The sequence below is a fragment of the Paracoccus sp. MC1862 genome (assembly GCF_016617715.1).
Taxonomy (GTDB): Bacteria; Pseudomonadota; Alphaproteobacteria; order Rhodobacterales; family Rhodobacteraceae; genus Paracoccus.
This window is the reverse complement of sequence record NZ_CP067225.1, coordinates 1,092,467-1,112,852: the sequence shown is the minus strand read 5'-3', so window position 1 is coordinate 1,112,852 and position 20,386 is coordinate 1,092,467. Positions and strand designations below refer to the sequence as shown.

Genomic DNA, 20,386 nt, shown 5'->3' with positions numbered 1-20,386 from the left:
CGCGTCGCGTCGCGGGAAAAAAGCCTCGGCTGTGGAGGTAGGTCAGCCGGAACAAGGGCTTGATGCTGCAATTGCAGAAACCCTTGGCCCAAAGGTAGTTGCGGCAACTCAACAGGATTCGCCTTCGCTCGGCGAGTCGGTGGAACCAGATCCGGTCGCCGCGATCATGTCCGGCACCTTGCCGGCTGTCGAGAATGATTCGGCTCCGCCCGCGGGCAAGCGGACACGCCGAAAGGCAACAGCCCCGGATGGGTCGAAGGCAGAGGCGGCTTCCGCATCCAGACCGAGGGGAAGGCCGAGGAAGATCGCCGGAAACGCGGCGGAACCGGCGGTGGCCGCGAAAGCGGCGGAGGTCGCTGACGCCGAAGCGGGCGCGGAGAAGACCGCGGCTCCGCAGGATCAAGCCGCGCGACGGGGCGAAGCTCCTGCAACGCCGGCTGCTGATGTAACGCCGGCGACAGAGCAGGAACCCGTCACCGTCACCGACGAGGGGCTGCCCGCACAGCCGGCAACCGCCACCGAGCCGCCCCGCCCCGAGGCGCCGCCGCCTGCCGCCCCGGCACCGGAGACCACCCCGGCACCGGAGGTCGCATCGGCATCAGAGGTCGCCCCGGCATCGGCGACGGCCTTCGGGAATCCGCTGCTGGCGCCCGGCCTTTCCGAGAAGCTGTCCGAGAACATCTCCCGTATCGAGAACCTGAGCCAGCGCCTGCTGCGCGCCGCCAGCAGCCGGCCCATGCGTCATCCGGGCGTCGAGGTGCCGGGACCCGAGCTTTACGGCTCGGTCGCGCAGGCCTGGCTGAAGCTCGCCACCGAACAGCCCGCGCGGCTGATCGAGCAGCAGGTCCGCTACTGGGGGGACACCCTGCGCCATGTGGCCGATGCGCAGAGCGCCTTCGTCCAGGGCTTCCAGGCGCCGGAAAGCGACGGCCCGGTGGACCGCCGCTTCAAGAACCCGCTGTGGCAGACGAACCCCTTCTACAGCTTCGTCATGCGCCAGTATCAGATCAACGCCGAGGCGATCCGCAAGGCCGCCGCCGACCTGGACATCCAGAGCGATGTCGAACGCCGCCGCGTGGACTGGTTCACCCGGCAGATGATCGACATGCTGGCGCCGACCAACTTTCTGGCGACCAACCCCGACGCGCTGATCAAGGCGCTCGAGACCGAGGGCGAGAGCCTCGTGCGCGGACTGGAGAACCTGGTCCACGACATCGAGGCGAGCGGCGGCGAGATGATCGTCTCGCTGGCCGACCGCAGCGCCTTCCGCGTGGGCGAGAACATCGGCACCACGCCCGGCGAGGTCGTCCACCGCACCCGGATGTACGAGCTGATCCAGTACGCGCCGACGACCGGACAGGTGCACAAGGCCCCGGTCGTGGTCTTCCCGCCCTGGATCAACAAATACTACATCCTTGATCTCAAGCCGCAGAACAGCATGCTGCGCTGGCTGGTCGAGCAGGGGCATACGGTGTTCGTCCTGTCCTGGAAGAACCCGGATTCCAGCTTTGCCGACGTGGCCATGGACGACTATGTGGCCGCGTTTCTCGAAACGATCGACAAGGTGCTGGAACTGACGGAGGAGCCGCAGCTGAACGCCGTCGGCTACTGCATCGGCGGCACGACGCTGTCCACCACCCTGGGCGTGATGAAGCAGCGCGGCGACGACCGGGTGAAATCGGCCACCTTCTTCACCACGCTGACCGACTTCTCGGATCAGGGCGAGTTCACCACCTTCCTGCAGGACGACTTCGTCGGCGGGATCGAGGGCGAGGTGGAGCGCATGGGCTATCTGTCGGCCAAGCTGATGCAGCGCACCTTCAGCTTCCTGCGCGCCAACGACCTGATCTGGGGCCCCGCCATCCGCAGCTACATGCTGGGCGAGACGCCGCCTGCCTTCGATCTTCTCTACTGGAACGGGGACGGAACGAACCTGCCCGGTCCGATGGTCACGCAGTATCTGCGTGAAATCTGCCAGAAGAACGCGCTGGTCCGGGACGGGTTCGAGGTTCTCGGCCATAAAGTCGACCTGTCCGATGTGACGGTCCCCCTTTGCGCCATTGCCTGCGAGGGCGACCACATCGCCCCCTGGCTGCACAGCTGGAAGGGAATCGCGCAGATGGGCGCGGAGGACCGGACCTTCATCCTGTCGGAATCGGGCCATATCGCCGGGATCATCAACCCGCCGAGCAAGGTCAAATATGGCCACTACCTGTCGCACGCAGGTTTCGACGGCACGCCTGAGGAATGGCGCGAGCATGCGACCTACACCCCCGGATCGTGGTGGAACCACTGGGGCGAATGGCTGGCCGAACATGCCGGACCGATGGTTCCGGCGCGCAGCCCGCAGCTTTCGCTGGCGCCCGCACCGGGAACCTACGTGCACGAGACCGCCTGACGGCGAAAGGGAAGCGCGAAAGGGTCTGATGCCAGACTCTCCCGCGCTGACCCCGCATTCCATGCGGGAACACGCAAGCGGAAGACTTTTTGCTGCAGTGCAGCATAAACCGCTTGAAATGCTGCACTGCAGCATCTATTGTATGTGCAGTGCTACTGAACCCGATCAATAACCGCATCCAGGAGAGATCCGATGGCCAAGACCCCCGACTTCACCAAGACCTTCCAGGACATGATGGCGAACTTCCCCGTCGACACCTCGTCGATGTCCGAAGCCTTCAAGACCCAGGCTCAGCTGAGCGAGCGGATGACCCGCGTCGCCCTGCAGGCCGCCGAGCGTTCGACCGAGATCTCGGCCGCCTGGGCCAAGGACACGCTGTCGCGCATGGGCGAGCTGACCACCTCGAAAGAGCAGCCGGGTGACTATGCCAAGGCGATGTCCGACTTCGCCTCGGCCGCCGCCGAACTGGCTGCCGAACACATGGCCGCCTATGCCGAGGTCGCCAAGAAAGTCCAGATGGACACCGTCGATCTGCTGATGAACGCCGGCAAGGAAGTCCAGGCCGACGCACAGCGCATGGCGCAGACCGCGACCTCGAACCTTCAGAACGTCGCCCGCCAGGCGCAGGACGCCGCCACCAGCTCGGTGAACCCCGGCATCAACAAGGACAAGGCCTGAGCCTTTCCGCGGGATCGCGCCGGCAACCGGCCCCATCCCGGCTGACATGACCGGACGCGCGCCCTGACCCGGCGCGCGTTTTTCTTTTGCAATCGCAGGAATGGCATCCCATCATCGCTGCAGATGCATCAAAGCGAAGTGCCCATGTCCGCCCAAGCCGCCAAGTCGAAGCCTGAGCCGCTGCTGATCAAGCGCTATGCCAGTCGGCGGCTGTATAACACCGAAACCAGCGACTACATCACGCTGGAGGAGATCGCGCAGGTGATCCGCGACGGGCGCGAGGTGCGGATCATCGACCTGCGATCGGGCGATGACCTGACGCGCCAGTATCTGCTGCAGATCATCGCCGAACATGAAAGCCGGGGCGAGAACGTGCTGCCGGTCGACCTGCTGACCGACCTTGTCCGCAGCTACACCGCCCAAGCGCAATCGGTGGTGCCGCAGTTCCTTGCCGTCAGCTTCGAGATGCTGCGTCACGGCCAGTCCAAGATGATGGAGCAGCTTGCGACGCTGCAGCATCCCATGGCCTCAATGCCGGGCTTCTCCGAGATGCAGCGCCAGCAGCAGTTGTTCCTGAAGGCGATGATGGGCGGCTGGACCGGCAATTCAAGCGGCCCCTCCCGTGAGGACGACGAGGGCGAGGTCCTGCCCGTTCCTGCCACGGACCGGGTGCGTGGCAAGGCTCGTCCTTCTGGTTCAGCGTCCGAGGACGAGGCCGAGGATATCCGGCGCCAGCTTGCGGAACTGCAGACCCGGATCTCTAAGCTCTGACTTGCAGCGGGCTTGAGGCCGGGCTAAAGCCCTTCCAACGGACGGTTGGCCGAGTGGTCGAAGGCGCACGCCTGGAAAGTGTGTAGGCGGGGAACCGTCTCGAGGGTTCGAATCCCTCACCGTCCGCCAGTTCTCATTGTGACTCAGCGTTTAACCTGTTGTTTTTACATTGACACAGGCGGATGAGATACTGAGCACCCCAATCTTGCATTACATTATGCGCTACAGTCACCTGCTCGGGAGGTGATGCATCATGGCGATCAAGGTACGGGGCAGCCGAGGCAAGCTGTCGCTCTACAAGCGGGTGCCTGCGCGTTACCGGGCGATCGCGCCTCGCAAGTTCGTCTGGGTGGCTCTGCATACTGACAGTTTCAGTCTGGCGCAGCGGAAGGCGGACGCCGTCTGGTCCGAGATGATCGAGGCGTGGGAGGCAAAGCTTGCCGGTGACGCCACCGACGCGGGGGAGCGCTTTCAGGCTGCGCGCGATCTGGCGACCGCACGGGGCTTCCAGTTCCTGCCGGTGAACAAGGTGGCGCAAGTGCCGCTGACCGAACTGCGCGACCGCATGATGGCCGTTCCCATGCGCGAGGATGGGCCGGACATGATCGAGGCAGCGGCGCTCCTCGGCGGCGCGAAGGAGCCCGCGCTGACCGTCTCCAAGGCCTTGGATGCCTACTGGCAACTTGCCCGCGAGAAGACGCTCGGCAAGTCGCCCGACCAGCTCCGGCGCTGGCGCAACCCACGGATCAAGGCGGTGACTAACTTTATTGACGTGGTCGGGGACAAGGCGCTCTCGGAGATCTCGGCCGATGACATGCTCGACTTCCGGACGTGGTGGCTGGACCGCATCGAAGCGGGCGACGTAGGGCCGGGATCCGCCAACAAGGACCTGATCCATCTCGGAGAGGTGCTGAAGACCGTCAACAGGATGAAGCGGCTTGGACTGACGCTGCCCCTGGACGGGTTGTCCTTCAAGGAGGGGGAGGCCGGGCAGCGGCCGCCGTTCTCGTCCGACTGGATCCGGGACAGGCTGCTCGCCAAGGGAGCGCTCGACGGTCTGAACAGCGAGGCACGGGCAATCCTGCTCGCGATGGTCAACACCGGCGCGCGCCCGAGCGAGATTGCGAACCTGACGACCGACCGGATCCGGCTGGAAGACGAGGTGGCGCATATCTCGATAGAGGGCGAGGGCCGGCAGTTGAAGACGACCCATGCCAGGCGTGTCATTCCGCTCTGTGGCGTGTCGCTGGAGGCGATGCGCGCCCATCCCGGAGGCTTCCCGCGTTATCGCGACAAGCCCGGGCTCTCCGCGACGGTGAACAAGTATCTGCGCGAGAACGGGCTGGCGGAGACGCCTCAGCACACGATGTATTCGCTGCGCCACTCTTTCGAGGACCGCATGATCGCAGCCGGGGTCGATGACCGGATTCGGCGGGATCTCTTCGGCCATAGGCTCGACCGCAAACGGTATGGCAAGGGCGCCACCCTCGAGCACCTGCAGGGGATCGTTCAGGCGCTGGCCTTCTGACCCGCGAGGATTGCACGCGCACGGGCAACGCTGTCCTGCTTGGAGGCATGGGCAGCCAACTCGCGCTCGATGCGTTCGAAGATCGGAATATAGACGGGATCGGCAATGACAAGGGCCGCGGCCATGCGATGCATGGCCTGCAGGTCTTCGAGGGTGACCGGACGGGAGACGCTCGTGTGTTTCATGTTCTAGTTTTACGCACGCTCTCGACACCTGTAGCATGGAGAAGCAGAATTGTTGCTTTCAGCGGCGCTCTGCTGCGGGCGCGGGCTCGCCTGCTCCGAGGTGCGAGGAAAGGCCTCGGCGTTGAAGCAGAGAAGCGGATGCGCTTCGACACGCACTGTTCCTGCTGGCAGCGCCGTCAACGCAGAAACCAAGCGGCTTGCTCTGCGTCTAGCACAGTGTCCAGGCTGCCTTGCGCGGAGCTCCGTCAACGAGGGCTCCTGTAGGCAAGCGGCGGATCCAGCCGTGCTCCTCGAGGGTCGACAGCAGACGATCCGCGACAGGCCGCTTGAGCATGTCCCGCCGGGGCGCGCACTGCTGAACGTCGGCGGTGAGGAAGGTCCTGTTGGGGCGGCTCTGCAGCCAGATGCGCAGCTCGTCGGCCATGCGGAGATCCGCATCCAACGCAGAGCGACCCATAAGGCGCTGCGCCTCGTCTAGATAGTAGGACGCAAGCCCAAGGCCGCTTTCCATGTCTTCCGCCTCAACCTTGTCCGCATTCGGATCGCGCCACATGGCCAGCACGCCGGCGATACGGCACGCGTTCTCGGCGGTCTTGCTGGCAAAGGCCCGAACACTCTCGAGCTTGTTGCCGCTCGCCTGGTCACGCTCGATCTCGTCAGCCGCTGTGACCAGCGCTTCACGGGCTTCGATGGAGAGAGGCAAGCGGCGCGGTGCGAGTTCGAATGTCTCTGGCTCGCGGATCGGAAGCTCCTTCGACAGAAGCTCGACAAGACGCTCGCGCGACCGCTCGGCCGGCGGCTGCGACTCGGGAAAGGTGGTGATGCGACGCGTCCCGATCGTCGACTCGGGCTCTACGATCAGGCAGCGCGGCAGGAAGCCGATCCCCTCGGCCATGGGATCGCCGATCAGCTTCTCGGCGACGGCCGGCTGCATCATGAGATGCAGTGCCATACGGCGGCCATGCAGGACTGTCTCTTCCTTTGCCCGCGCCAGCCTGATCCGCTTGCCGTCCCACAGGCTGTTGAACGTGCCAAAGGTCTGCTGCGCCTGGCTAGGCTTCATCGCATAGCTACCCAAGAAGGAACCTGCCTCATCCGAAAGCAGACCAGCGGACGGTGTCCGGGAGAGGATGCGAAACAAGCCGTGCACTGTCGGATCGGATACCGTGCAGTCGAAGTCGTCGAGGCTGCCCGCAAGGCACCGGTCCACGGTCGACTTCCGTTCACCGCTGCCGGCGATGGTGATGCAGTAGAGCGACAAGGGCCTGTAGCCGCCCAGCGTCTCCACATTGGCGTGCCCCTGCACCGCAAGCGATGCCGCCGCCAGCGCACTCTGAGCTGCAATCGCGATGGGTGCCTGCGTCTCCCGGTGCGCCGCCTCGACGGCCGCCCTCAGGGGACCAAGGAGGTGGGTAGGATAGGGAGCGGCGTGCCGTGCGTCGGCAACAAGCGGACGTGGCGCAGGGATGGACAGGGCATGGACGTTCGTCATGGGCATTTCTCCAGGTCAGTTGCGTGCCTGGGACCCGAGCGAAAAGGCAGAGCTCTCCAGACGACTAGCTTATAGGTGCAGCTAGGGGAATCGTCGCTTGGCGATCTAATTACCTGCTGTGAAGGGGGCACCGCTGCGGTAACGTGCTAGACGCGCTAGACGTGCCAGACCGGTTTAGCACGTCTAGCGCCGTCATTGGTGCCGGCGGCGAGCGCCCGCTCGAGAGCGCGGGCCTTCATCCAGACCTTCGAATAGTAATCGTCATAGCGACGATCTCGAGCTCCACGAGGGCTCGTGTTCTGTTCAGACATCCTCCTGCTGGTGTTCCGAGCTCGCGGGTGAGGAATGGCGCGACCTCCATGGATCCCGACGTCACGAGGAGACGGTCGATCGCTGCGTCTCCTCCTGCCCCTGTCAATTGCGCTTCCGATCCAGCGCCTGCCGGAGTGCCGCGGTGCTCTCGAGGTCGACAGCCGGATCCGAGCCAGCCGAGATCACCCGGATCATCTCGATCCAGCCTCGTTCATTCGCGGTGAGATCGTCTCAGCCGGAAAGGCGCGCGGGATCCGCCGGTGCAGCGGACATGGTGATCACTTGCCGAAGATGGCGCGGATCGCGGCGCGACCCTTTGCGATGGGTCGGGGATCGGCGTTGTCAGAGGCCTCCCGCAGTTCGTGAAGCCAGAGCACCTCGTTTGCCGTGACCGGCGTGCCGAACACCTCCAGCACCGCCTTCGACGCCGTCTCGCCGATGGACTGGGCAAGGGCGAGCCGCATCAGATGTGCGGGATCGACGTCGAGCGCCCGCGCCAGATCGAGCACCCGGTCGAGGGCGATCTTGTTTGCGCCTGACTTCAGCATCGCCAGGAAACTTGCGTTCGGGAAGCCGGCTTCCTGCGCGATCTGGGCCTGGGTCTTGCGGCCCTTCAGGTCGATGATGCGCGAGCGAATGAGCTGTGCTGCGGGCGTGTCTTTGAAAGGTCTGGTCATGATGGTCGCTTTGCTGTTGATGACAGCACCTTGCCAACCGTCTGCACCGCAACGCGCGGGTGGGGCCTTGCACGGGGAGCGAAGTCCTGGAGAAATCCCATGACTGCATGGGGATGGACTCCGGGTCGGCAGCCTTGGGGAAGGCTAAGTCCTCCCATACGCAACCAGGAACAGGCACTGGAGGTCTGGAGGGATAGGACCCGATCTCGCCTCCGTTGCGGCTTTTCACCCTCGGCACTGTTTCAGGCCGGAACGGCACTGGACCGCGCAAGTGGATGCTGTTCACTGGAAACTTGGAGAACTAAGGATTTTGGGAGGAATCTGATGAGGCCGGTTCTAGTTGCCGCCGCGCTATCGCTGGGCGCCGTCGCTGCCTCTGCGCAGGACTATCCTGCCCGCAGCATCCATGTCATCGTGCCCTATTCGGCGGGCGGTCCCACCGACACGATCGCCCGCCTGACGGCCGATGCGATGTCGAAGCATCTCGGCCAGCAGGTTGTCGTCGAGAATGTCACCGGAGCGGGCGGCACGATCGGGACACGGAACGTCGCCGATGCCGAACCGGATGGCTATACGATCCTCGTGCATCACGTCGGAATGTCCACGGCGCCGTCGCTTTACCGGCAACTGCCTTTCAACGCGACTGAGGATTTCGCCCCCATCGGCTTGATCAGCGATGCCGCGATGACCGTCGTGGCGCGCACCGACTTCCCGGCCGGGTCCTTTGCCGAACTGGCGGCCCATATCAAGGAGCAGGGCATGGACGTCACCTATGCCCATGCCGGCATCGGCGCGGCATCGCACCTGTGCGGGACGCTGTTCATGTCCACGCTGGGGACGAAGATGACGACCGTTCCCTACAAGGGCAACGGACCGATCCTGACGGACCTGATCGGCAAGCAGGTCGATCTGACCTGTGACCAGATCACCAACACCGTCGGACCCATCAACGACGGACAGGTCAAGGCCTATGCGATCACCAGCCCCGAGCGGTCCTCGCATCTGCCCGATCTTCCGACGACTGCCGAAGAGGGACTGGAAAGCTTCCAGGTCAGCGTCTGGCACGGGGCCTATGCGCCCGCAGGCACGCCCCCCGAGGTGGTTGCGAAACTCAGCGAGGCACTGCAGGCCGCCATGCAGGACCCCACGCTGATCGAGCGTTTCGGCCAGCTTGCCACCACGCCGGCATCCCCGGCCCAGGCGATGCCCGAAGCGCTGCATGCCAAGCTCGATTCCGAGATCAACCGGTGGAAGCCGATCATCGAGGCGGCGGGCGAGTTCGCCGACTGACGAGAAGGATTGCCAGCGCTGGCCCTGGCTGGCAGCGCTGGCGCAAATACCCGGTGTCAGCCGGGGGGAACCGGACTGGAGTGCATGATGACGGAAACGAAGACGAACCGCGTCCACAAGATCGCCTCGATCGCAGGCGACGGCATCGGCAAGGAGGTGGTGCCCGAAGGGATCCGCGTTCTCGAGGCCGCGTCGAAGAAGTTCGGCTTCCAGCTGCAGATGGACGAGTTCGACTTCGCCTCCTGCGACTATTACCTCAGGCACGGCCAGATGATGCCGGAGGACTGGAAAGAAAAGATCGGCAACCATGACGCCATCTTCTTCGGCGCCGTGGGCTGGCCTCAGACAGTGCCCGACCACGTCTCGCTATGGGGTTCGCTGATCCAGTTCCGGCGCGAGTTCGACCAGTATGTCAGCCTGCGCCCCGTGCGTCTGATGCCTGGCGTGCCGTGCCCCCTGGCCGGGCGCGGCCCCGGCGACATCGACTTCTATGTCGTGCGCGAGAACACCGAGGGCGAGTATTCCTCCATCGGCGGCCGCATCTTCCCGGGCACGGAACGGGAGACGGTGCTGCAGGAAACCGTCATGACCCGCGTGGGCGTGGACCGCATCTTGAACTTCGCCTTCGACCTGGCCGAGAAGCGCCCGCGCAAGCGGCTGACCTCGGCCACCAAGTCGAACGGCATCTCGATCACCATGCCCTACTGGGACGAGCGGGTCGAGGAAATGGCGAAAGCCTATCCGGGCATCACTTGGGACAAGTATCACATCGACATCCTGTGTGCGCATTTCGTGCTGAACCCCGACCGCTTCGACGTGGTGGTGGCGTCGAACCTGTTCGGGGACATCCTGTCGGACCTCGGTCCGGCCTGCACCGGAACCATCGGCATCGCGCCTTCCGGCAACATCAACCCCGAGCGCAATTTCCCGTCCCTGTTCGAGCCGGTCCACGGATCGGCCCCCGACATTGCGGGACAGGGGGTCGCGAACCCGATCGGGCAGATCTGGTCGGCCGCCATGATGCTGGAACACCTCGGAGAGAATGAGGCAAGCGCCGCCGTCATGGGCGCGATCGAGGCCGTGCTGGCCGAGCAACTGCTGCGCACCCGCGATCTGGGGGGCAACGCCGATACGGAAACCTGCGGCAAGGCCGTGGCAGACATGCTGGCCTGAGTTCCGGGCACGGGGCGGGCGATCAGCCCGCCTTCGAAATCCCGGCCCAGAACCGTTCCGCCAGCGGCGACATGCGGCTGCGCGGCCGCAGCAGGACGATGGACACATCCACGGCCCAGTCGTCGCCCCCGGCCAGCCTGATACTGCCCGCGTCCAGTTCCTGCCGGATCAGGCTGACCGGAATCCAGGCCATCCCCTTGCCTTCGGCGACCATCGTTTTCAAGGCCATCGCCAGATGCGAGGTGAACACCGTCTGAAGCGGCAGCCGGTCCCGTCGTGCCCCTAGCACGCTGTTCAGGATGCGCCCCAAACCAGAGTTGTGGTCGAAGCCGAGAAACGGCATCGGCCCCTTGCCGAGATCGTCCAGCCAAGCCGTGGTGCCTGCGGCCATGACCGGCACCAGCCGATCACATGAAAGCTCGATCCGGCTGTAATGGGCCGCAGGCAGTTCCATGGGGCTGGACGGATGCGCATGGCACAGCAGGAACTGCGCGCGTCCATCCTCCATGATGCGCTCGCACGCTCGCATGTTGTCCGACAGAAGATGGACCGAGGCGCCCGCGGCAAGGGACGAGACATCGCGGAACCATTCCGGGAAGAAGGTGAAGGACAGCGCCTGCGTCGAGGCGAAGGTCAGCGAGCTCGTGCTGCTCTCGATCTCGGACAACTCGCGCTGCAGCGCATTCGTCCGCCGCAGGATGTCCTGTGCCGCGGCCAGCGTCAGCCGCCCGGCATCGGTCAGCTCCAGCCGGTGCGAGGACCGGTCCACGAGGGGCTGACCGCACCACTCCTCGAAGGCGCGGATGCGACGGCCGAAGGCGGGCTGCGTCACATGGCGCCGCTCGGCGGCCTTCGAGAAGTTCAGGCATTCCGACAGCGCAACCAGATCCTCGAGCCAGACAGAGTTCATCGCCATCCCTTCGCTGCCGTGCGCTGCACCATAAACAGTGCCGAATCGGCATGGTTCAAGGGAGAAACGGCATTGGCTGCCTCCGGTGCAGGTCGGCTAGTGATGTCTTGGAAAGAAGGGGAGATCATCATGCGCATCGTCGATATCCGCGAGGTCACGAAGCCGATTTCGTCGCCCATCCGCAATGCCTATATCGACTTCAGCAAGATGACGGCCAGCCTTGTCGCGGTCGTCACCGATGTTGTGCGCGACGGGCGACGGGTGGTCGGCTACGGCTTTAACTCGAATGGCCGCTACGGACAGGGCGGGCTGATCCGCGAGCGCTTCCGCGACCGGATCCTCGAAGCCGATCCGGCATCGCTGATGAACGATATGGGCGACAACCTGGACCCGCACCGGATCTGGGCCGCGATGATGAAAAACGAGAAGCCGGGCGGCCACGGCGAGCGATCCGTTGCTGTCGGCACGATCGACATGGCGGTCTGGGACGCAGTGGCCAAGATCGCGGGCAAGCCCCTGTTCCGGCTGCTGGCCGAGACAAAGGGGCGGGAGGCCAACTCGCGCGTCTTCGTCTATGCGGCGGGCGGCTATTACTATCCCGGCAAGGACGACAGTGCGCTGCGCCGCGAGATGCGCAGCTATCTCGACCGCGGCTACAACGTGGTGAAGATGAAGATCGGCGGCGCGCCGATCGAGGAGGACCAGCGCCGGATCGAGGCGGTTCTGGACGAAATCGGCAACGATGCGCAGCTCGCGGTGGACGCAAACGGCCGCTTCGACCTGGAAACCGCCATCGCCTATGCCAAGATGCTCCGCCAATACCCGCTGTTCTGGTATGAGGAGATCGGCGATCCGCTGGACTATCAGCTTCAGGCTGCCATGTCCGAGTTCTACCCGGGCCCGATGGCTACCGGCGAGAACCTGTTCTCGCACCAGGACGCCCGCAACCTGCTGCGTCACGGCGGAATGCGTCCCGACCGCGACTGGCTCCAGTTCGACTGCGCGCTGTCCTATGGCCTGGTGGAATACCTGCGCACGCTCGATGTGCTGGAGCAGCTCGGCTGGTCGCCCACCCGCTGCATCCCCCATGGAGGCCACCAGATGTCGCTGAACATCGCGGCCGGCTTGGGGCTCGGCGGCAACGAGAGTTATCCGGACCTGTTCCAGCCCTATGGCGGCTTTCCAGACGGCGTGAAGGTCGAGGACGGCCATATCACCATGCCCGACCTGCCGGGCATCGGCTTCGAGGGAAAATCCGATCTCATTAAGGTCATGCGCGAACTGGCGGAGTGAACTTATTCCTCGTTTGGGTCTGGTAGCGGGCGGCAGTCCTTTCATCCCGCCGCCGTCCGTTGGCCGCTACTCGTCAATCCGGTCTCCACCAACGGCATCTCGCCCTGAATGGGCCGATCCAGCCGCAGGAATGGCTTTATGCGTATACTTACCTGAAATCTCGTGGCTTCATCCGGATTATATCGAGGTGGAGATCGCGGACATACATGTCGCGGGGGGCAGCGCAGTGACAGGCACCGCACTCGGCTCGATGACGACTGAATTATCGCGGCTTCGTCTTCGCGTTCCTGCGCCCAGCACCGCTTCCCTCGCGCTCCCCGACGCCTGCCAGTTCCTGGCCTGCCCCCTGAAAAGTGGTCCTCCCTGAGGTAGGCTTTTGAGCCAGATGGAGGACGACGGAATGCCCCAGAAGAAGCACAAACCCGAGGAGATCGTTACCAAGCTCCGGCAGGTCGATGTGCTGGTGTCACAAGGCCAGCCCGTGGCCGAGGCGGTGCGCTCGATCGGCGTGACCCAGTTCACCTACTACCGGTGGCGGAAGGAGTTCGGCGGCTTGAAGAGCGACCAGGTGACACGGCTGAAGGATCTCGAGAAGGAGAACGAGCGGCTGCGGAAGGCGGTGTCCGAGTTGACGCTGGAGAATCTCATTCTCAAGGAGGCTGCCTCGGGAAACTTCTAAGAACACCTAACAAAACCTTCTGATCTGGTTGAGGCAGATGAGGGCGCAGCCGAGGATTACGAAGGCCTCGTGAATGTCGGCGCGTCGCTCATAGCGGATAGTCAGACGGCGGAAGCGGTTGAGCCAGGCAAGCGTTCGTTCGACGACCCAGCGGTGGCAGCCCAACCTCTCGCTGCTGTCCACTGTCCGCCGAGCAATGCGGGGCATGATCGCGCGGGCGCGGCATTCGGACCGGCAACGATGGTTATCGTAAGCCTTGTCGGCGTGGAGCTTGTCGGGGCGCTTGCGCGGGCGGCCGCGACCGTGGCGCACGCCCGGCACGGCATCGAGGGTGGGCGCCAGCATCAGGCTGTCATGCCGGTTGGCTGGACTCAGGCGCACCCCGAGCGGGGTGCCTCTCCGGTCGACCACAAGATGGCGCTTCGTGCCTGGTTGCCGCGATCCGTCGGGTTCGGGCCGATCTCGGTGCCCCCCTTTTGGCCGCCACGGCGGCGCTGTCGAGGGAGGCCCGGCTCCAGTCCAGATGTCCGGCATCCGATAGGCGCTCCAGCAGCATGCGGTGGAGCCCAGCCCAGATGCCGGCCGCTTGCCAGTCCCGCAGCCGGCGCCAGCAGGTCATGCCGGAGCAGCCGAACTCGCGCGGCAACATCTCCCAAGGGATGCCGGAGCGGAGCACGAAGAGGATGCCGGCCAAGGCCAGCCGGTCATCGCAGCGGGGACGGCCGCCCTGGGGCTTGGGCCGCGGCCTCGGCAGCAACGGCTCCAGCGCCGCCCACAGATCATCGGATACAAGGGGCTTGCTCATGTCCCCTAACGCACGAGAGGCGGTTTTGTTAGGCGCTCTAACACTACTCTGCCAGGTTTTGTGGTAGTTCGGGGTGGTGCTCACGGGAGGTGCCGTGATGAGAGCAACCACAAGCCACTGGCGGGCTGCCTATGAGGCTTGGCTCGCACCTTTCCTAGCTCGGCTCGGCAGGGTCGAGCAGCGCCGCTGGGCACCGGTGTATCTTCAGGGGCTGCTCGGGCCGGGCGAGCGCAAGAGCGTCGAGCCAATGGCCGCTCGCGTAGCGCCCGGAGACGTTCAGCAGCTTCACCACTTCATCTCCACCTCGCCTTGGCGCTGTGAGCCGCTCGAGGAGGAGCTGGTGCGGGCCGCCGACCGGCTCGTCGGTGGTCCAGAGGCTGTGCTGATCATCGACGACACCGCCCTGGTCAAGCAGGGGCGACACTCGGTGGGGGTTGCGCGCCAGTATTGCGGCCAACTGGGCAAAAAGGCCAACTGCCAGGCCTTGGTCTCGCTCACGCTGGCGCGCTGCGAGGTTCCGGTCTGTGTGGGCCTGCGTTTGTTCCTGCCTCGCGCCTGGGCCGAGGACGCAGGGCGGCGCGCCCGTGCCGGTGTGCCAGAGGCGATCCCCGGCCGGCCCAAATGGCGGATCGCCCTGGACGAGATCAGTCGCATCCAAGTGGCTGGAGCGCGCTTCGGCGCTGTGCTGGCGGATGCCGAGTACGGCAAGGTGGCAGACTTCCGGCAGAAGCTCTCGGAGCAGGGTCTCACCTGGGCGGTGGGCATTCTGCCGACCCAGACGGTCTATCCTGCCGACGTCATGATTGCTCCGGCTATGAAGGTGGCAGAATAGTGCTAATTGCGCCTGCGGCGTTCCGGCAAGGATCGCGTTCACATAGGTCACCGAATAGTTGTTGGCGTTGACCAGCAACTCCGCGGCCTCGATCTGTCGTATGGTTTTCATCTTGCGCAGCGCGTCGAACACCGCGCCGGTCGCGGGCTTGTCCTTGAGGATCGCGACGGCTTCCTCGCAGATGCCGTCCAGCAGGCGCACCTTGCGCCGGATGCTACTCATGTTGAGGTCGAGCGCGAGCACGATCTTTTCCTCCGGCACGCCGCGCTCAATCGCCTTACGGATCATCTTATGTTCCTGGATCGGCGCGAGGCGGCTGACCTGTCGGTTGTAAGTGAACGCTTCGTCGTCGGTGGAGACGAGGCATTCCACCTCGTTCGCTCCTGCGTCCTTCAACGCCTCGATGCGCATGTGGCCGTCGAGCAGCAACCAGGTGGCGGACTTGTCGGGGTTCCGGACGACGATGGGCGGCTCGACGATTCCGATCTGGGCGATGGAGGCCACGATCTGACGGAATTTCCGGCTGGATTTCGCGGATTTGCCGAAAGCGCGCAGCGGCAGGATGGCATCGATCGGGAGGGTAACGCAGTCGTCCTCGAAGCCGTGACTCACGCTGCGCGGGGGCTCGCGGGCCTCGCGTTTCATGCCGATGCCCCCTCAGTGACGGACCTAGCGAGATCGGCAGGCATCGTCTTTAGGCCCTCGGCCCTGAGCAGCGTCATGAAATGCGCTTCTGCGCAGAGCTTGCGGAAGGCCTCGCGCACGAACATCAGCCGGCTCTGTGTGAACTCTGCCTTCCTAAGAAACATCCGCCGCCTCTGGTGCCGGTGCAAGAGCATAGCCAAGCGATCGCGCACGACGCTGCAGATTGGCCAGAACCCGGGATCGGTGCCGCGCGTCATAGGCGGCAGCACCGGGATCATGGTAGGTCATGCCGAAGCGCAGTGTGTTGTAGAACAGCACCGCGATCTTGCGGGCCGTGGCGGTCACCGCCTTCTGCTTGCCAACTCGCGACGAAAGACGCCGGTAGAATGCACCCAGCGCGGTGTCACTGCGCCCGATCGTGACAGCCGCCAGCCGCAACAGCGCTGCGGCCCGACTCGAGGATCTTCGGGTTCGCGATGACAGCAGCTTGCCGCCGGATATCTTGTTGCCGGGTGCAAGACAGAGCCATGAGGTAAAGTGCTTCGCGCTCGGCCATGCATTCAGGTCGGTTCCGCATTCGGCGACCAGCTTCAACGCCAATGACGGTCCGAGGCCGTGAATCTGGGTCAGGTCCACGCCAAGGACGCCGTGAAGGGCCGCCCTGATGTCGAACGAGGGCGCATTCACCTGCTTTCGCTTCACGCGCGCTTTTGGAAGGGGAGCGACGACCCCATGCGTCTTGACCGTAAGCACTGCGACCGCTGCCTCCAGCCTGCGATCGCAGTCCGCCATCTTGGCCTGAACGTGCTCGTCGCGGTCGTTGCCCACCAGTGCCGCGCGGATCGTCTCGACTGACGCGTGGCAGCGGACATCACGAAATGACGCCAGCACGTCCGGATCCCGCTCGCCCGACACGATGGCACGAATAATCCGCATCCTGGTCGCGCCGGTGATGTCCGAGACGACATGGTGCAGCTGGAGGTTCATCTCCATCAACGCCTTTTGCATGTGTTGGATATGGGCAGCGGCATATTCAATCAGCCGCTCGCGCTGTCGCATGTAGGCCCGCAGAGTGGCGATCTCGGCCGCGGGGCGGAAACTCCCGCGCAGGAGACCGTAGGAATGCAGCTGTCGCAGCCAGCCTGCGTCGCTGACGTCGGTCTTCCGGCCCGGCACGTTCTTGGCATAGCGCGCGTTCACGAGGATCACGTCGAACCCGTGCTGCTCGAGGATCTCGAAAGCCGGGATCCAGTAGACCCCGGTGGATTCCATTGCCACGCTGGTCACGCCGCAGGACCGGAACCAGTCAGCCAGATCGTGCAGATCTCGCGTGAAGGTGCCGAAAACGCGCACGGGCAGATCCGCACGGTCGGGGTGCACCGCCGCCATGTGCATCTTCGACCCGATATCGATCGCTGCGGCATTGGAATTGACCACCTTCAGGTCCGAGTGGTCGCCGGCCTGCTTCTTTGCCATGACATCTCCTCCGATCAGGCTGGAGGGCGTAGGCCGCGCAAGTTCGTCATCTTCCTAATCGGGATCACCGCCGAGGCGGTGTCACCACTCTCAAGTGCGCATCGACCCATGTGCCACGTTTTTTAACGGGGTGAGTCCCTCCAATAAGCAATCGGCAACTGCCCTCCGCTCGCGACGATAGCACAAGCTGTTTCTACTGCGCACAGGAGGGCCAGACCCGGAACAGTTTTTTAGCAGCAGCTTTTGACGTGTGGCCTCCTGCTGATAGGCCCGTACGAGGCCTTCGCTTGTTAGCGCCCGTTTCGCTCCCCGGCGTCCGATAGGGTTATTCTGGATCTGCGGGCCGCGCAGTTCCCGCTGCTGGATCAGGCGGCGCACGAGCGCCAACTTCCGGCCGCGCAGCTTGTTTTGGGTGTAGGCGTCCATCAGCGCCTTCTGCGCGCCCTTCGCGTCGGTCTTGGAAATCTGGATGGCGAGGTTCAGAGGCAGGACCCCGGTTTCCACTGCAGACACCAAGCGCTCCTCTCCCTTCTCGAGCAGCCCGGCGATCATGCTCACGTATTCGGTGGACACGCCGATCTTCTCGCCAATCTGGCGGTCAGTGTAGCCGCGCTGACGGAGCGCACCGATTCGCGCATCAGGTCGATAGGGTTGTGCTGCCGCCGGGCGCAGTTTTCGACGAGGCTCATGACAAGACAGTCGCTCTCGTCGGCGTCGATCACGATCGCCGGGATGCGGTTCTGTTTCAGTTCGATGAATGCCTCGAGCCGACCCTGTCCGCAGACAGGGTCGTATTCCTGCGGATCGGTCCCCGGCCGAGGTGCCACGGTGATCGGGCGCTTCAGGCCGATTCGGGCAATGTTCTCGACCATTTCCGCGAAGGCGCGGCGGTTACGGACGCGGGGATTCAGGATGCGGATCCTGTCGGTCGGGATTAGGCTTACCTGCTTCTGGCTGGTCGACTCAAAGTCGTCGTGCCTCATGCCACCTCCGCGATCTTGGCCCGCGAGGCGAGCGCGTAGAAGAAATCGAGCGTGTCGAACCGGTATGCATCCAGCGCGAACCCGTTTTGCTCGGCGAACTTCAGTTTTCCATAGGTCATGTCGATGCTGGGCAGCACGTAGTAGTCGCGCGGCGCCTCGTTCATCTCGTCCATGCGCATGGCGATGGTGATGTCCGGGACGAGGCCGGTGTCGAGGCGGATGCGCCACCGCAGGGCTCCGGCTGCTGTCGACGTGCATCGGGCCAGCACGATGGACAAAGTGAACTCATCGTTGACGCGAAGCATGTGGGTTTCCGGGTTTTGCAGCGCCGACCCGCCGTGCCGAGTGACCCCGGCGATAATCTCGGCCACCACCTGCGGATGCGCCTGCCGCAGAGTGCGGTTGACCTCGATGTAACTGTAGTCCCGGTCTGGCTCGTAGCCGATCAGTCTGTATGCGCGCAGCAGGCTGCCGAAGCGACTACGATAGGCACTGGAAGACGGCAGGTCGTCTTGCTCGTCGATGATCAGCCCCGACAGCATGCCTTGGCGATTGAGGATGGTGCGTAGGGCCTCGAGCAGTTCCTCATCCGAGAAATGGCGGCTTCGGGCATCCACGATTTCCCTTGCGCGCAAGAACAGCGCTTGATCGACGATGGCGGGATATGCACCCTCCGCGCGGATCCACATTTTTCGCGGGTTCACAACACGGCGCTGCTTCAGCTTGAATGACACCTTCGCGAAGACATTGTTCCCGATGTATTTTTCGTTTGTCAGCACTTGATGGACGGTGGCCCGCGTCCACGGTCGGTCGAGATCGGTGCGGTGTCCTTCGCCGTTCAGGGTTTCCGCGATCTCGCGCTCCATGAGCCCCTCGTTGACGAACATTTCGTACATGCGCTGGACGACACGCTGCTCCCCCTCGGACCCGGGCAGCAGGATCACGCGGTCGGTCTGCAGGCTTTTCTGTTCGCCGCGAGACAACTCGCCCTTCGGGTTGCCGTGCTCGTCGATCAGGACTCGCCGCAGGCCATATCCCGCCGCGCCTCCCTGACGATAACCGAGTTCCACGAGGCGGCACTGTCCGGCGAATACCTTGACCGATAGCTCGCGGCTGTACTCGCCCGCCATCACCCGCTTGACGGTTTTCAGAAGGTTGGAGCCAATGCTGCCGTCATTCTCGAACTGCTCGCCGCAGTAGTGGACCCGGATCCCGGCGCGGGAACAGACATGCTCGTGGTAGGCGCCCTCGTCGGCATCCTGAAACCGCCCCCAGCGGCTGACGTCATAGACGAGGATCGCCTTGAATTCGGCCTGGCCGGATTGAACCTCGGCCATCAGGTTCTACAGCGCCTCCCGGCCGTCGAGCCGCAGCCCGGAACGTCCTGAATCCTCGAACACGCGCAAGATCTGCAGTCCTCGTGCAACGGCGTAGCTGCGGATTACGTCCAGTTGGTTCTCGGTCGAGTATTTCTGGTGATCGGTCGACATCCGCACGTAGGCGACTGCTGGGACGTCCATCGCTGACGCACCGTCGCTCTTGCTGGAAATGGTCGAAGATCGACCGCTCACACATGCATCTCCTGGGTATTGCTGGCAAATCCATCCGAACCGCCTGAATCCAGGGCTGAATCCCTCCTGTCCATGTAAAGCGAGGGAGGCCGGAATGTCGTTTCCGAAAAAGGGCAAGTTCTTTCCGAAGGAAAAAGGATACGGTGGAAATGGTCAACAAGAACCCGAGAACCGGTTCGCCGACGAAATCGCGGCGGCGCTGCGCAGATCAATTGGCGACAGCAGGGTGGGGGCAAAGGTCGTTGCGTCCTGAACTGGGGCGAACGGGAAGACTGTGAAGAACTGGTTTGCCGGAAGGTACGGTCCGAGCGGTGACCACCTGGTCTCGCTGGCCCGGCACTCCGACGAGGTGTTGGGAACATTCCTCGCGTTGGCGGGACGGCAGGACCTGATGGCGGCCATGAAGCTCGCCGCCGCAGAGCACGCGGTCGAGGAGCTTTTGATGGCGGTCCGCAAGTTGAGGGCGGATGGTGGTCCAGACTAGCCTAGCGGCGCCTCAGGCTAAAACCGAGTTACTGTCCCCCGTTGTTGCGCAGCATTTCGCGGCTCTCCCGTGCCGCAGCCATCGGCACGGGAGAGAGTTCGATCTTTGTCAAACTCCCTCGCCAGTTCTCATTGTGACTCAGTGTTTAACCTGTTGTTTTCTCATTTATAAAAGGCGGATGAGATACGAACATCCCAATATTGC

Annotated in this window: 16 protein-coding genes, 1 tRNA gene and 5 pseudogenes; 12 read left to right on the top strand and 10 right to left on the bottom strand. The window is 64.0% G+C overall.

What is annotated here, in order from left to right; all coding sequences use genetic code 11:
* Positions 1 to 331: 331 nt before the first annotated feature.
* The 5 genes from phaC to JGR78_RS05565 all read left to right on the top strand — a co-directional run bounded on the left by phaC (position 332) and on the right by JGR78_RS05565 (position 5,375).
* Entirely contained in the window at positions 332 to 2,398 is a 2,067-nt protein-coding gene (phaC, locus tag JGR78_RS05585; RefSeq protein ID WP_370576476.1) for a class I poly(R)-hydroxyalkanoic acid synthase, read from the top strand.
* A 192-nt stretch (positions 2,399 to 2,590) separates the two neighbouring features.
* A complete protein-coding gene (locus tag JGR78_RS05580) occupies positions 2,591 to 3,076 on the top strand; it encodes a Phasin (protein ID WP_182793391.1) in 486 nt (161 codons plus the stop codon).
* 144 nt (positions 3,077 to 3,220) lie between these two features.
* On the top strand, positions 3,221 to 3,847 hold the full coding sequence (phaR, locus tag JGR78_RS05575) for a polyhydroxyalkanoate synthesis repressor PhaR (protein WP_182793390.1): 627 nt from the start codon (positions 3,221 to 3,223) through the stop codon (positions 3,845 to 3,847).
* A 39-nt stretch (positions 3,848 to 3,886) separates the two neighbouring features.
* Positions 3,887 to 3,976 (top strand) — tRNA-Ser (locus tag JGR78_RS05570).
* A 124-nt stretch (positions 3,977 to 4,100) separates the two neighbouring features.
* Complete coding sequence (locus JGR78_RS05565; RefSeq protein WP_182793856.1) at positions 4,101 to 5,375, top strand: tyrosine-type recombinase/integrase; 1,275 nt, start codon at positions 4,101 to 4,103, stop codon at positions 5,373 to 5,375.
* Here the strand turns inward: JGR78_RS05565 and JGR78_RS05560 are convergent.
* From JGR78_RS05560 to JGR78_RS05550, 3 genes are all read right to left on the bottom strand, one after another.
* Positions 5,357 to 5,500: a hypothetical protein gene (locus JGR78_RS05560; protein WP_182793855.1), complete on the bottom strand. Its 144-nt coding sequence runs from the start codon at positions 5,498 to 5,500 to the stop codon at positions 5,357 to 5,359. The genes JGR78_RS05565 and JGR78_RS05560 overlap by 19 nt on opposite strands.
* Positions 5,501 to 5,768: 268 nt before the next feature.
* Entirely contained in the window at positions 5,769 to 7,052 is a 1,284-nt protein-coding gene (locus tag JGR78_RS05555; RefSeq protein ID WP_182805492.1) for a DUF3987 domain-containing protein, read from the bottom strand.
* Between the two features lie 590 nt (positions 7,053 to 7,642).
* Positions 7,643 to 8,041, bottom strand: coding sequence for an XRE family transcriptional regulator (locus tag JGR78_RS05550; RefSeq protein WP_220495415.1), 399 nt, complete (start codon positions 8,039 to 8,041; stop codon positions 7,643 to 7,645).
* 324 nt (positions 8,042 to 8,365) lie between these two features.
* Between JGR78_RS05550 and JGR78_RS05545 the strand changes: the two genes are divergently transcribed.
* Positions 8,366 to 9,331: a tripartite tricarboxylate transporter substrate-binding protein gene (locus tag JGR78_RS05545; RefSeq protein WP_182805494.1), complete on the top strand. Its 966-nt coding sequence runs from the start codon at positions 8,366 to 8,368 to the stop codon at positions 9,329 to 9,331.
* A gap of 87 nt (positions 9,332 to 9,418) precedes the next feature.
* Entirely contained in the window at positions 9,419 to 10,504 is a 1,086-nt protein-coding gene (locus JGR78_RS05540; protein WP_182805497.1) for a tartrate dehydrogenase, read from the top strand.
* A 22-nt stretch (positions 10,505 to 10,526) separates the two neighbouring features.
* Here JGR78_RS05540 and JGR78_RS05535 read toward each other — a convergent pair whose 3' ends face one another.
* Entirely contained in the window at positions 10,527 to 11,414 is an 888-nt protein-coding gene (locus JGR78_RS05535) for a LysR substrate-binding domain-containing protein (RefSeq protein WP_182793809.1), read from the bottom strand.
* Positions 11,415 to 11,537: 123 nt separating this feature from the next.
* Here JGR78_RS05535 and JGR78_RS05530 point away from each other — a divergent pair, with 123 nt between their 5' ends.
* Both JGR78_RS05530 and JGR78_RS05525 read left to right on the top strand, forming a co-directional pair.
* Entirely contained in the window at positions 11,538 to 12,707 is a 1,170-nt protein-coding gene (locus JGR78_RS05530; RefSeq protein WP_200559503.1) for a mandelate racemase/muconate lactonizing enzyme family protein, read from the top strand.
* Positions 12,708 to 13,107: 400 nt separating this feature from the next.
* Positions 13,108 to 13,377, top strand: a pseudogene (locus JGR78_RS05525) (transposase); the annotation flags it as partial.
* Between the two features lie 15 nt (positions 13,378 to 13,392).
* Here JGR78_RS05525 and JGR78_RS05520 read toward each other — a convergent pair.
* Positions 13,393 to 14,191: pseudogene (locus JGR78_RS05520) on the bottom strand (IS5 family transposase).
* Positions 14,192 to 14,288: 97 nt separating this feature from the next.
* Here JGR78_RS05520 and JGR78_RS05515 point away from each other — a divergent pair.
* Positions 14,289 to 15,002: pseudogene (locus tag JGR78_RS05515) on the top strand (IS701 family transposase); the annotation flags it as partial.
* A gap of 45 nt (positions 15,003 to 15,047) precedes the next feature.
* Here the strand turns inward: JGR78_RS05515 and JGR78_RS05510 are convergent.
* The 5 genes and pseudogenes from JGR78_RS05510 to JGR78_RS05495 form a co-directional block, all read right to left on the bottom strand.
* Positions 15,048 to 15,668 (bottom strand): annotated as a pseudogene (locus tag JGR78_RS05510) (plasmid partitioning protein RepB C-terminal domain-containing protein); the annotation flags it as partial.
* A gap of 153 nt (positions 15,669 to 15,821) precedes the next feature.
* Positions 15,822 to 17,144: an IS110 family transposase gene (locus tag JGR78_RS05505; protein WP_182806265.1), complete on the bottom strand. Its 1,323-nt coding sequence runs from the start codon at positions 17,142 to 17,144 to the stop codon at positions 15,822 to 15,824.
* 90 nt (positions 17,145 to 17,234) lie between these two features.
* Entirely contained in the window at positions 17,235 to 17,717 is a 483-nt protein-coding gene (locus tag JGR78_RS18070) for a plasmid partitioning protein RepB C-terminal domain-containing protein (RefSeq protein ID WP_234450874.1), read from the bottom strand.
* A complete protein-coding gene (locus JGR78_RS18065) occupies positions 17,699 to 18,127 on the bottom strand; it encodes a ParB N-terminal domain-containing protein (protein WP_234450873.1) in 429 nt (142 codons plus the stop codon). Before JGR78_RS18065 ends, JGR78_RS18070 begins: the two co-directional genes overlap by 19 nt.
* A pseudogene (locus JGR78_RS05495) lies at positions 18,124 to 19,647 on the bottom strand (recombinase family protein). The gene JGR78_RS18065 and the pseudogene JGR78_RS05495 overlap by 4 nt, the downstream one beginning before the upstream one ends.
* A gap of 145 nt (positions 19,648 to 19,792) precedes the next feature.
* On the opposite strand from JGR78_RS05495, the gene JGR78_RS18060 reads away from it, so the two are divergent.
* Positions 19,793 to 19,951 carry a hypothetical protein gene (locus JGR78_RS18060; RefSeq protein ID WP_234450872.1) on the top strand — a complete coding sequence of 53 codons (159 nt, stop codon included), beginning with the start codon at positions 19,793 to 19,795 and terminating at the stop codon, positions 19,949 to 19,951.
* Between the two features lie 21 nt (positions 19,952 to 19,972).
* On the top strand, positions 19,973 to 20,182 hold the full coding sequence (locus JGR78_RS18055) for a hypothetical protein (RefSeq protein ID WP_234450871.1): 210 nt from the start codon (positions 19,973 to 19,975) through the stop codon (positions 20,180 to 20,182).
* Positions 20,183 to 20,386: the final 204 nt, after the last annotated feature.

What these genes read in the sequence shown, in the direction of transcription:
- JGR78_RS05545 (WP_182805494.1), top strand. Translation starts at nt 8,366, where the DNA reads ATGAGGCCGGTTCTAGTTGCCGCCGCGCTATCGCTGGGCGCCGTCGCT.
- JGR78_RS05505 (WP_182806265.1), bottom strand. Translation starts at nt 17,144, where the DNA reads ATGGCAAAGAAGCAGGCCGGCGACCACTCGGACCTGAAGGTGGTCAAT.
- JGR78_RS05535 (WP_182793809.1), bottom strand. Translation starts at nt 11,414, where the DNA reads ATGAACTCTGTCTGGCTCGAGGATCTGGTTGCGCTGTCGGAATGCCTG.
- JGR78_RS05555 (WP_182805492.1), bottom strand. Translation starts at nt 7,052, where the DNA reads ATGACGAACGTCCATGCCCTGTCCATCCCTGCGCCACGTCCGCTTGTT.
- JGR78_RS18065 (WP_234450873.1), bottom strand. Translation starts at nt 18,127, where the DNA reads ATGAGGCACGACGACTTTGAGTCGACCAGCCAGAAGCAGGTAAGCCTA.
- JGR78_RS05540 (WP_182805497.1), top strand. Translation starts at nt 9,419, where the DNA reads ATGACGGAAACGAAGACGAACCGCGTCCACAAGATCGCCTCGATCGCA.
- JGR78_RS05560 (WP_182793855.1), bottom strand. Translation starts at nt 5,500, where the DNA reads ATGGCCGCGGCCCTTGTCATTGCCGATCCCGTCTATATTCCGATCTTC.
- phaR (WP_182793390.1), top strand. Translation starts at nt 3,221, where the DNA reads ATGTCCGCCCAAGCCGCCAAGTCGAAGCCTGAGCCGCTGCTGATCAAG.
- JGR78_RS05550 (WP_220495415.1), bottom strand. Translation starts at nt 8,041, where the DNA reads ATGACCAGACCTTTCAAAGACACGCCCGCAGCACAGCTCATTCGCTCG.
- JGR78_RS05565 (WP_182793856.1), top strand. Translation starts at nt 4,101, where the DNA reads ATGGCGATCAAGGTACGGGGCAGCCGAGGCAAGCTGTCGCTCTACAAG.
- JGR78_RS18060 (WP_234450872.1), top strand. Translation starts at nt 19,793, where the DNA reads ATGTCGTTTCCGAAAAAGGGCAAGTTCTTTCCGAAGGAAAAAGGATAC.
- JGR78_RS05580 (WP_182793391.1), top strand. Translation starts at nt 2,591, where the DNA reads ATGGCCAAGACCCCCGACTTCACCAAGACCTTCCAGGACATGATGGCG.